The following is a 4799-nucleotide window of genomic DNA, read 5'->3' as shown; positions in this document are numbered from 1 at the left end:
GGGAGGCGTTCTTCCTTGCGTTGCTTGTTCCAGACCTCGTAGCCGATGTAGCGGGGGTTGATGAGAATGGCGCGCGCAGCGCCCTGCCCCGTCGGTGCGAGCCGCCTTTCCGCACCGGATGGCAGACGGCCCGGCTCCGCGAGGGGAGCCGGGCCGCCTTCACATCAGTTCACTCCGCCCGCCCAGCAGCAGGTTCAGTGAGCCTGCCGCAGGGTGATGTCCTCGGTGGTGGTCTGTCCTTTCCTGACTGCCACGGCCGCGCGCGCCGACTTGAAGCCACCCTTGGCAGCAAGGACGGTGATCGCTTCGTCATCGGCAGGCAGCCACAGGCTGTATGCGCCACCCTCGGACGTGGTGAGGGTGTAGCTGGTCGCCGCGGCGCGGATCTTCACCGTCGCCCCGGCCAGCGGAGTGCTGTGTCCGCGGCCGGTCGAGCCGAGCACGGTACCGGTGACCCTGCTCCAGTTCTCCGCCGGACCGACGTGCATCGTCACGGGCACGGACAGCGTCGGGTACGGGGTGTCAGACCTGAGCGACAGGGCTGCGGTGTAGTCGCCCGGCTGGACGATTCCCAGTGCCGAGGCGTCCAGGCGGACCGTCACCATGGTGCTGTCCCCGGGTGCGATGGTGACCGACTTGGGGGTCTCGGAGAGCCAGCTGACATCGGTGGGGGACCCACCCTCGGCGTAGCCGGGCAGCACGCTCACCGTCTTGATCGGCGGAGCGAACACCGCGTTGCTCTGGATGCCGCCGACCACGTACAACCCCGGCGCTCCCGCCCCGCGGTACACGGTGGCGTTGGCGTTGGGCAGCGCGGTCCATGCGTTGGTGTCGGGGTTGTAGGCGTAGCCCTGGTTGGTGAGCGCCGGCCTGAACCCGCCACTGATCACCCCACCGGAGACGAGCAGCAGCCCGTTCGCGGCGCTGTACGCCGCGCCCCAGGTCGGGTTCGGCAGGTCGGCGATCTGGGACCAGCTGTCGGTGTGCGGGTCGTAGACGTACGCGTGCTTCACGGGGAGGCCGGGCTGCCCCGAAATTCCGCCGGAGCAGTAGAGCTTGCCCCGGATGGCGCCGCAGGAGCTCCAGGAGATCGGCTCGGGGTACGGAGCCGCCTGGGACCAGCTGTCGGTGTGCGAGTCGTACACCATGACGTCCGTGACGCCCACACAGGAGAGCTCGTAGCAGCCGCCGACCACGTACAGCTTGTCGCCCACGACCGCACTCGCGGAGGCAGCGTAGGCCTTGGGCATGGATGCCCCGAGCGACCAGCGGTCGGTGTGCGGGTCGTAGATCTCCAGCTTGCGGTCGGTGCCGGGGCCGCCCCAGCCGCCCGCGACGTAGAGCTTGTCCCCGATGACGCCGTGGGCAGGCATCTCCCGAGCGTCGGCAGGGGAGGCCAGCGTGGCCCAGTCCGCGGTGCGGGGGTCGTAGGAGTACCACGCGTTGGTGTCCTGGCGGCCGTCAAAGCCGAGTCCGGTGTACAGCCTGCCGTCGTAGGTATCGGCGATGTTGCTGTGCAGGGCCATGGGCAGGTCGGCCGACGACTGCCAGGCGTCCCCGCTGGCCGTGGTGTCCGCAGGCGCTGCGTTCGCGGCGACGGCGTTCGGGTTCTGCGCACGCGCCCTTGCCGCGGTGGCCTTCATCGACAGGGGCGAGAAGGTTCCCTGGACCAGCTTCAGCGGTGCCCCGCCCGATGCCTGCTGCGCAGGCAGTGCGGAATGCTCGCCGATGGCCAGCTTTGCGGGTGCGCTTCCGCGGTTCTGGACAAGCAGCTTCGCGGTCTTCTGCCCGCCCAGGGCGACGGTCTCGTCGATGGAAGCCTGCTTCACGGTGAGCTGTCCCGCCTTCAGGCGGAAGTCGCGCGCGACGGCGCCGTTGGCAGCGACCTTCGCCCGCTCGGTGCCGGCCTCGAAGTAGGGCTTGACCGCCGAGAAGTCATGCTTGCCGGTGACCGAGGAGTACATCCAGTAGAAGCCGTCCGGAAGGTTCGGGTCGTCCGGGGTGGCCGTGGTGAGCGCCGACTCGGTCGGCGCGTCCTTGCTGGTGACCTTCGCCCCGACGACGGGGGCTCCGGTGTTGTCGTCGGCGACGGTGCCCGTCACCAGGCCGCCGGGTACCGGGTCGTAGCTGCGGTTGCCGACGCGGACGTTGTCGACCTGCCACCAGTAGCTGTTCTGGGCGACGAAGTGGAAGCGCAGCCGGACGTCGGACTTGCCGGCGTACTGCTTCAGCGGCAGCTCGACATGCACCGGTCCGACCACGCGCTGGTACGCCCAGATGTGCGTCCAGGTCGCGCCGCCGTCGGCGGACACGTCGACGGCCGCCGTTCCGAAGGCCATGAGCTGCTCGGTGTCGAAGGAGAGGAACGGGGTGGTCGTTGCGCTCAGGTCGTAGGCCGGGCTGATCAGCTGCGAGTCCTGGGATGCACCGGACCCCGCGAGCTGGCTGTCGACGCTGGCGAAGGCTCCGGAACCACCGGTGTGGTTGCCCCGGTGACCGGGGTCGTCGAACGTCCATCCGCCGTTGGTGCCGTCGGCGTTGACCACCTTCCAGCCGTCGGGCGCCGCGGCGGCGGAGTCGAATCCCTGGTTGGTTCCGGTCCAGTGGACCGCGTAACCCGGCGTGATCTCGGCCTTCCGGTCCACCGGCAGAGCGAACGGGACGGTCAGCGCCGAGCTGCCGAGGGTGACGGTCCGCTGCTGTGCCTCATAGCCGGGGTAGGCGGCGCTGACGTGCAGGGTGTAGTCGTGGCCCTGCGGGAGCCGAAGGCTGTACTCACCGGTGACGGGGTCGGTGAACACCGGGCCGCCAGGCACGCCGTCCACGGTCATCCTGGCGTACAGCGGCCAGTCGTGGCCGCTGCCGTCGGTGACCTTGCCGCTCACGGTCCGGCTGGGCACGGAGGCGAGGGAGAAGTTCTCACTCACCGAGGCGCCGTCGGCCACTGACACTCCGGTGACCGTCTTGCCGGCGTAGCCGTAGGCGGACGCCGTGATGTCGTAGGTGCCGGCCGGGACATTGAGGTGGTAGGCGCCGTGGGTGTCGGTGGTCGCACGGGAGCCGCCCACCGAGACGGAGGCTCCGACGAGCGGGGTGCCGTCCGCGCCGGCCGTGACCGTGCCGGAGACCTCGCCGTGCGGCCCGCTCCGGAACGCGTCGGGGCCGTTCGGGGTACCGAGTCCCGTCGGACCGTCGTATCCCGCCTGGGCGCTGCACAGGTAGCTCGGATCGCAGCCGCCGTTGCTCCCTGCCGTCACGTCATTGAGGGCGGAAGGGTTCAGGTACGGGTAGGAGTTGGGGTACGTCCCCGCGGTCGGCTCGCCGGCCGCTGCGTACACCGATGCGATGATGGGCGCGCTGGCGCTGGTGCCACCGTAGACCGCCCAGCCGTCGGCGCCGTAGGTCTGGTAGACCGCGACACCGGTGTTCGGGTCGGCGACCGCCGAGACGTCCGCGACAGCGCGGTTGGCGCACCCGGTGTCCTGCTGGAAGCTTGGCTTGGGCTCGTACTGCGAGCAGCCCGATCCGGCGCCGCCCCAGACGGACTCGGACCAGCCGCGGGCGGTCCCGGAATCTTTGACCAGGGACGTGCCGCCGACCGCCGTCACGTACTGCGAGGCCGCCGGGTAGGAGACGCCGTAGCCGGAGTCGCCGGAGGAGACGAGCATCGCGACACCCGGGTGGTTGTAGTACGCGTCCATGGCGGTGACCTCCGACGGGTCCTCGCCATCGCCCTCCTCGTACTCCGTACCGTAGGAGTTGGAGACGTACTTGGCGCCCATGGCGACGGCCTGGTTGACCGCCGTACCGAGGGCTTCGAACGATGCGTCGTCCGCCTCGACCAGAAGGATCTTCGCGTTGGGCGCCGCGGCCGACACCATGTCCAGGTCGAGTGATATCTCACCGGCCCAACCCGCATCGGCCGCAGGGTAGTCAGTGCCGCCGCGCTGGGACACCTTGGTGAAGCAGCCGTTGGCGGTGGTGCACGGCGGAAGCCCGTACTGGGCACGGTAGACCGCGAGGTCCGCCTCGGCGGTCGGGTCGTCGAAGGCGTCGACGATCGCCACCGTGCGGCCGGCGCCCCCGTCTGCCGACAGGTTGTAGGCGCTCTGCAGATCCGCAGGCCCGAAGCCGCTGGGCGTGTCGCCGTTGGCCAAGTGGGTCCGGGCGCCCTGCGCCGGCGTCCGGCGCAGCGCGAAGCAGCCGAACTCGCCTGGCTTGGGCGTGGAACACAGGTGTTCCACACGCGTGTCAGTCGGGCTCGGAGCGGCACCCGCGGCATCAGCCTGGGTGCCGACAGAGGTCAGAGCAACTGCCTGGCTGGGGAGTTCGAGACCGAACAGCGCCAGCGCCGCGGCGGCCACCACGACTGTTCGTACGGTCGTGCTCCAGCGTCTTGGTCTCCGCTGTTTCAAGGCGCCCAATTCGTGGCTCCTTTTCCGGTACGGGTCGGCTGCACGTGCCGACAGTGGATCACTCGATCCGCCGGGGGCACAGCTTTCATGATCGAACGGCCGTGGACGAAGTGCTCGTCACACCAAGCTTTCGAAAACTTTCTCCGTCGCCGGCGCGACTGCTGGACGCGACCCTGAAACGCCTTTACCTACCCGCTGGTTAAACATAGTTGTGTTCATCGTCTCCATTGCGCGACAACGGGGCCTTTATGACGTCTGATCGATGTCATAAGAAGGCCATCGGTCATGGAAACGACGGTCCGTCAATTTCCCCGTAAAACTGCCATGTTGCCGCATATTCTGGTCTCTCACCCTCAATGCCGTGACCGCCTGCACCGTGTCCGC

General features: G+C 69.0%; 1 protein-coding gene. It reads right to left on the bottom strand.

Going from position 1 to position 4799, the window contains the following annotated elements:
* Window positions 1-194: 194 nt before the first annotated feature.
* Window positions 195-4349: a carboxypeptidase regulatory-like domain-containing protein gene (locus VXC91_RS42430; RefSeq protein WP_456243101.1), complete on the bottom strand. Its 4155-nt coding sequence runs from the start codon at window positions 4347-4349 to the stop codon at window positions 195-197.
* Window positions 4350-4799 lie beyond the last annotated feature (450 nt).

The organism is Streptomyces chiangmaiensis (assembly GCF_036281785.1).
Taxonomy (GTDB): Bacteria; Actinomycetota; Actinomycetes; order Streptomycetales; family Streptomycetaceae; genus Streptomyces; species Streptomyces chiangmaiensis.
This window is presented reverse-complemented; position numbering and strand designations above follow the sequence as displayed.